Genomic DNA, 3,690 nt, shown 5'->3' on the forward strand with positions numbered 1-3,690 from the left:
GTCGCAACGCGCGCCATCGCGCGGCTGGAACTGGGGCGCAGTGCTGCGGCAGGCCCTGGCCTTCGGCCTGCTGGCCGCGCTGCTGGTCGTGATGTTCCGCCTGACCAGCGCCAACCTGCATGCCCGCGGCGTGCAGACGGGCTTCGAGTTTCTGGGCAAGCCCGCCGTCACGCCAATCTACAGTTCGCCGATCGACTTCCAGGCGGGCGTCGACACCTTCGGACTGGCCTTCGTGGCCGGTGCGCTCAATTCGCTCAAGCTCACTGCCGCCGCGATCGTGCTCGCCACGGTGCTGGGCCTTCTCGTCGGTGTGGGTGCGTTGGCGCGCAATCCGCTGGCGCGCGGACTGTCACTGGCCTATGTGGAGCTGATGCGCAACGTCCCCGTACTGCTGCATGTGGCCTTCTGGTATGGCCTGATGCTCGAACTGCCGGCCGTCTCCGATGGCACCGGCCATGGCTGGCTGTTCGCAAGCAATCGCGGCATCTTCTTGTTTCCGACGATCGACGGACTGGACGTGCATGGCGTGGTCTCGATGCAGCCGGAGTTCGCGGCACTGCTGGTGGGCATCGCACTCTATACAGCGGCCTTCATTGCGGAGATCGTGCGTGCCGCCATCGGATCGTTGCCGCGCGGCCAGCTCGAAGCCGCCTCGGCGCTGGGACTGACCCGCGCCGCCATCTTGCGCCGGGTGCTGGCGCCCCAGGCGCTGCGCGTCGGCCTTCCGCCGCTGGCGAGCGAGTACATCGGCATTTTCAAGAACAGCACCCTGGCGGTCGCGATCGGCTACCAGGACTTCATGGCGGTCGGAGAAACGATGCTCACCGACACCGGCCAAGCGGTGGAAATCATGGCGATCGTGCTGCTCTTCTACGCCAGCGTGAGCCTGCTCGTGAGCGCCGCCATGCACGGGTTCGAGCGCCGCCAACGGCGATGGGGCGTGGCATGAGATTTGTCGCTTCGACTCGCATCGCGCCGGCGCCGCCCCCCGGCGTGCAGGGCGGCTGGCTCGGCCGCCTGCGCCGCGCCTACTTCGCAACACCCTTGACCGGAACCGTCACGGTCGTGCTTGCGGCGCTGCTCGCTCTGTTCGTCTGGAAGTTTTTCGGGTGGGGCGTGACCCATGCCGTCTTCAGCACGCAAGGAAGGGGGCCCGAGGCCTGCCGCGTCGAGGGCGCTGGCGCCTGTTGGGCCGTCGTGGGCGACAAGCTGCGGCTGATCCTCTTCGGCATCTATCCCTATGCGCAGCAGTGGCGTGCGGCGCTGGCCATCGGGGTGCTGGCCGCGACGTACGCGCTCTCGACCCGTCCCGCGTGGTGGAATCTGCGCCTGGCCGTCGCGTGGGTTGTCGCGCTCGGGCTCTTCGGCGTCTTGATGTGGGGCGGCGTCCTCGGGCTTGCGTTCGTACCCGAGGACCAGTGGGGAGGCCTCCCGGTCACGCTGATCCTCGCGACCCTGGGTCTCGCGGCAGGCTTTCCCATCGCCATTGCGCTGGCGTTGCTGCGCAATTCGTCCCGTCCGGGCGTGGGCAAGGCGCTCGCCGTGGCGTACATCGAGATGGCGCGCAGCGTGCCCCTGCTCGCCGTGCTGTTCCTCGCGAGCGTGATGGTGCCGCTCTTCCTGCCGCCGGGCATGGACCTGTCGAAGCTGCTGCGGGTGCTGGTCGCCTTCGCGCTCTTCACGGCCGCGTATCTCGCCGAGGTCATCCGCGGCGGCCTGCAGGTGGTGCCGCGCGGGCAGCACGAGGCGGCGGCAGCGCTCGGGCTCACGCGGCGTGTGATCACCCTGCGCGTGGTGCTGCCTCAGGCGCTCACCGCGGTGATGCCGGCGCTGGTCAATGTGTTCATCGCCTTTTTCAAGGCAACGTCCATCGTCGTGATCGTCGGCATCTTCGACCTCATGACCGCCGCCAAGCGTGCCGTGGCCGATGCCCAATGGCAGGGTTTCGGCACCGAAATCTATCTGTTCGTTGGCGCTATCTATTTCGTCTTCTGCTTCGCCATGTCGCGCTACAGCGATCGGCTGCACACCCGACTGCAGGGCGGACGGCGCTGATCCATCATGTCCCCCACCGAGCCTCACGACAGCCCTATCCTGCGCATGAGCGCGCTCAACAAGTGGTATGGCGACTATCACGCGTTGCGCGACATAGAACTCGCCGTCGGTGCGCGCGAACGCATCGTGATCTGCGGGCCATCGGGGTCGGGCAAGTCTTCGCTGATCCGCTGCATCAACGGCATCGAGGCCTTCGATGCGGGTCGGGTGCAGGTGTGCGGCATTGATCTCGGTCCGGGGGAGGGCGATGTCCTGACGGTGCGCCGGAACGTCGGCATGGTGTTCCAGCAGTTCAACCTGTTCCCGCACATGACGGTGCTTCAGAACTGCACTCTGGCGCCGGTTTCAACGCGTCGGCTCGACGCGCGCGCGGCCGAGGCGCAGGCCATGGCGCTGCTCACGCGCGTGCGCGTGGCGGAGCATGCACACAAATACCCCGCCCAGCTCTCGGGAGGGCAGCAGCAGCGCGTCGCCATTGCGCGCGCCCTGTGCATGAAGCCCCGGTTGATGCTCTTCGACGAACCCACTTCCGCGCTCGATCCCGAGATGGTCAAGGAAGTTCTGGACACCATGATCTCGCTGGCCAACGAAGGCATGGCCATGGTGTGTGTGACGCACGAGATGAGCTTCGCGAGCCAGGTGGCCGATCGAATCGTGTTCATGGACGAGGGCCAGATTCTCGAGATCGCGCGACCCTCCGAGTTCTTCGAATCGCCTCAGCACGAACGGGCCAAGGCCTTTCTAGCGAAGATGCTTCGCTAGAAGGGCTGCGATCCTGGGCCAAGCGCCGACCGCTTCCGATCCTGTCTGGCACAAGGGGGCTCAGACCCCTTCGATAATCCGGAGATCCCGTTCGGCACCGTCGCCCAGCGCGGCAAGCGCGGCCTGGTAGTCAGGGCTGTCATGCGTGGCTTTAGCCTGCTCGACGCTGTCGAACTCGATCAACACGGTGCGTTCGGCCAAGCCGAACTCGTAGACCTTGGCGGGCAGACCGCGCGCCAGAAAGCGCCCGCCGCCGGCAGTGATGGCCGGGCCGGCCAGTTTCGCATAGGCCGCAAGTTTGTCGGCATCCTTGACGGCACGGTACGCACTGACCCAATAGGCTTTTGGCATGGTGACTTCTCTCTTGTTGCTGAGTCAGCAATGTAGCCTGCGATTGATATGAGTGGGGCCAGGTAGTCGATACCAATGTTTCTACGTGTTGACACAATGCTTGTTCCCGCCTAGAGTGCGGCCTTGCTCAAGGGATGCGTAATGGGTGCAATTTCGGTCAAAGCTGAGCAGACGGTCCAAGAGTGGGGCAATGGCTTGGCCGTGCGCCTCACCGCGCCGGTCGCGCGTGCGGCGCACCTGGTGCGAGGAACGCCCGTCACTGTCGAGGTTGTCGAAGGCGGTATTTTTCTGCGCGTGCAGGGCGAACCCAAGTTGTCGCTGGCGCAGAAGCTCAAGGCGTTTGAGCCGTCGAAACACGACGGTGAGGCCATGGCGGCCGGGCGGATGGGCGCAGAGTCGTTCTGATGGTGACGCGCGCGGCTTGGGTTCCCGACCGACGAGACATCATCTGGATCGACTTCAATCCGCAAGTGGGTCGAGAGATGAAGGACATGCACCCCATGCTGGTGCTGTCCCCGAAGG

6 protein-coding genes are annotated in these 3,690 nt (G+C 65.6%); 5 read left to right on the forward strand and 1 reads right to left on the reverse strand.

The genetic code is table 11. The features are described from left to right. The 3 genes from AC1DY5_RS46715 to AC1DY5_RS46725 form a co-directional block, all read left to right on the forward strand. Positions 1 to 949 (forward strand): ABC transporter permease subunit (locus AC1DY5_RS46715; RefSeq protein WP_478121183.1); only part of this gene is annotated, 949 nt, incomplete at its 5' end. After that, a complete protein-coding gene (locus tag AC1DY5_RS46720; protein ID WP_478121184.1) occupies positions 946 to 2,055 on the forward strand; it encodes an amino acid ABC transporter permease in 1,110 nt (369 codons plus the stop codon). The genes AC1DY5_RS46715 and AC1DY5_RS46720, both read left to right, overlap by 4 nt. Positions 2,056 to 2,061: 6 nt before the next feature. Then, positions 2,062 to 2,817, forward strand: coding sequence for an amino acid ABC transporter ATP-binding protein (locus tag AC1DY5_RS46725; RefSeq protein ID WP_478121185.1), 756 nt, complete (start codon positions 2,062 to 2,064; stop codon positions 2,815 to 2,817). 60 nt (positions 2,818 to 2,877) lie between these two features. Here AC1DY5_RS46725 and AC1DY5_RS46730 read toward each other — a convergent pair whose 3' ends face one another. Further along, the gene (locus tag AC1DY5_RS46730; protein WP_478121186.1) at positions 2,878 to 3,168 is read right to left on the reverse strand and encodes a DUF1330 domain-containing protein; all 291 of its coding nucleotides are present in this window, start codon (positions 3,166 to 3,168) and stop codon (positions 2,878 to 2,880) included. Between the two features lie 141 nt (positions 3,169 to 3,309). Here AC1DY5_RS46730 and AC1DY5_RS46735 point away from each other — a divergent pair, with 141 nt between their 5' ends. Further along, a complete protein-coding gene (locus tag AC1DY5_RS46735; protein WP_478121187.1) occupies positions 3,310 to 3,573 on the forward strand; it encodes an AbrB/MazE/SpoVT family DNA-binding domain-containing protein in 264 nt (87 codons plus the stop codon). Next, on the forward strand, positions 3,573 to 3,690 hold a 118-nt coding region (locus AC1DY5_RS46740), incomplete at its 3' end, for a type II toxin-antitoxin system PemK/MazF family toxin (protein ID WP_478121188.1). The genes AC1DY5_RS46735 and AC1DY5_RS46740, both read left to right, overlap by 1 nt.

This window comes from Variovorax sp. P4_D9 (assembly GCF_056401695.1).

What these genes read in the sequence shown, in the direction of transcription:
- AC1DY5_RS46725 (WP_478121185.1), top strand. Translation starts at nt 2,062, where the DNA reads ATGTCCCCCACCGAGCCTCACGACAGCCCTATCCTGCGCATGAGCGCG.
- AC1DY5_RS46730 (WP_478121186.1), bottom strand. Translation starts at nt 3,168, where the DNA reads ATGCCAAAAGCCTATTGGGTCAGTGCGTACCGTGCCGTCAAGGATGCC.
- AC1DY5_RS46735 (WP_478121187.1), top strand. Translation starts at nt 3,310, where the DNA reads ATGGGTGCAATTTCGGTCAAAGCTGAGCAGACGGTCCAAGAGTGGGGC.
- AC1DY5_RS46720 (WP_478121184.1), top strand. Translation starts at nt 946, where the DNA reads ATGAGATTTGTCGCTTCGACTCGCATCGCGCCGGCGCCGCCCCCCGGC.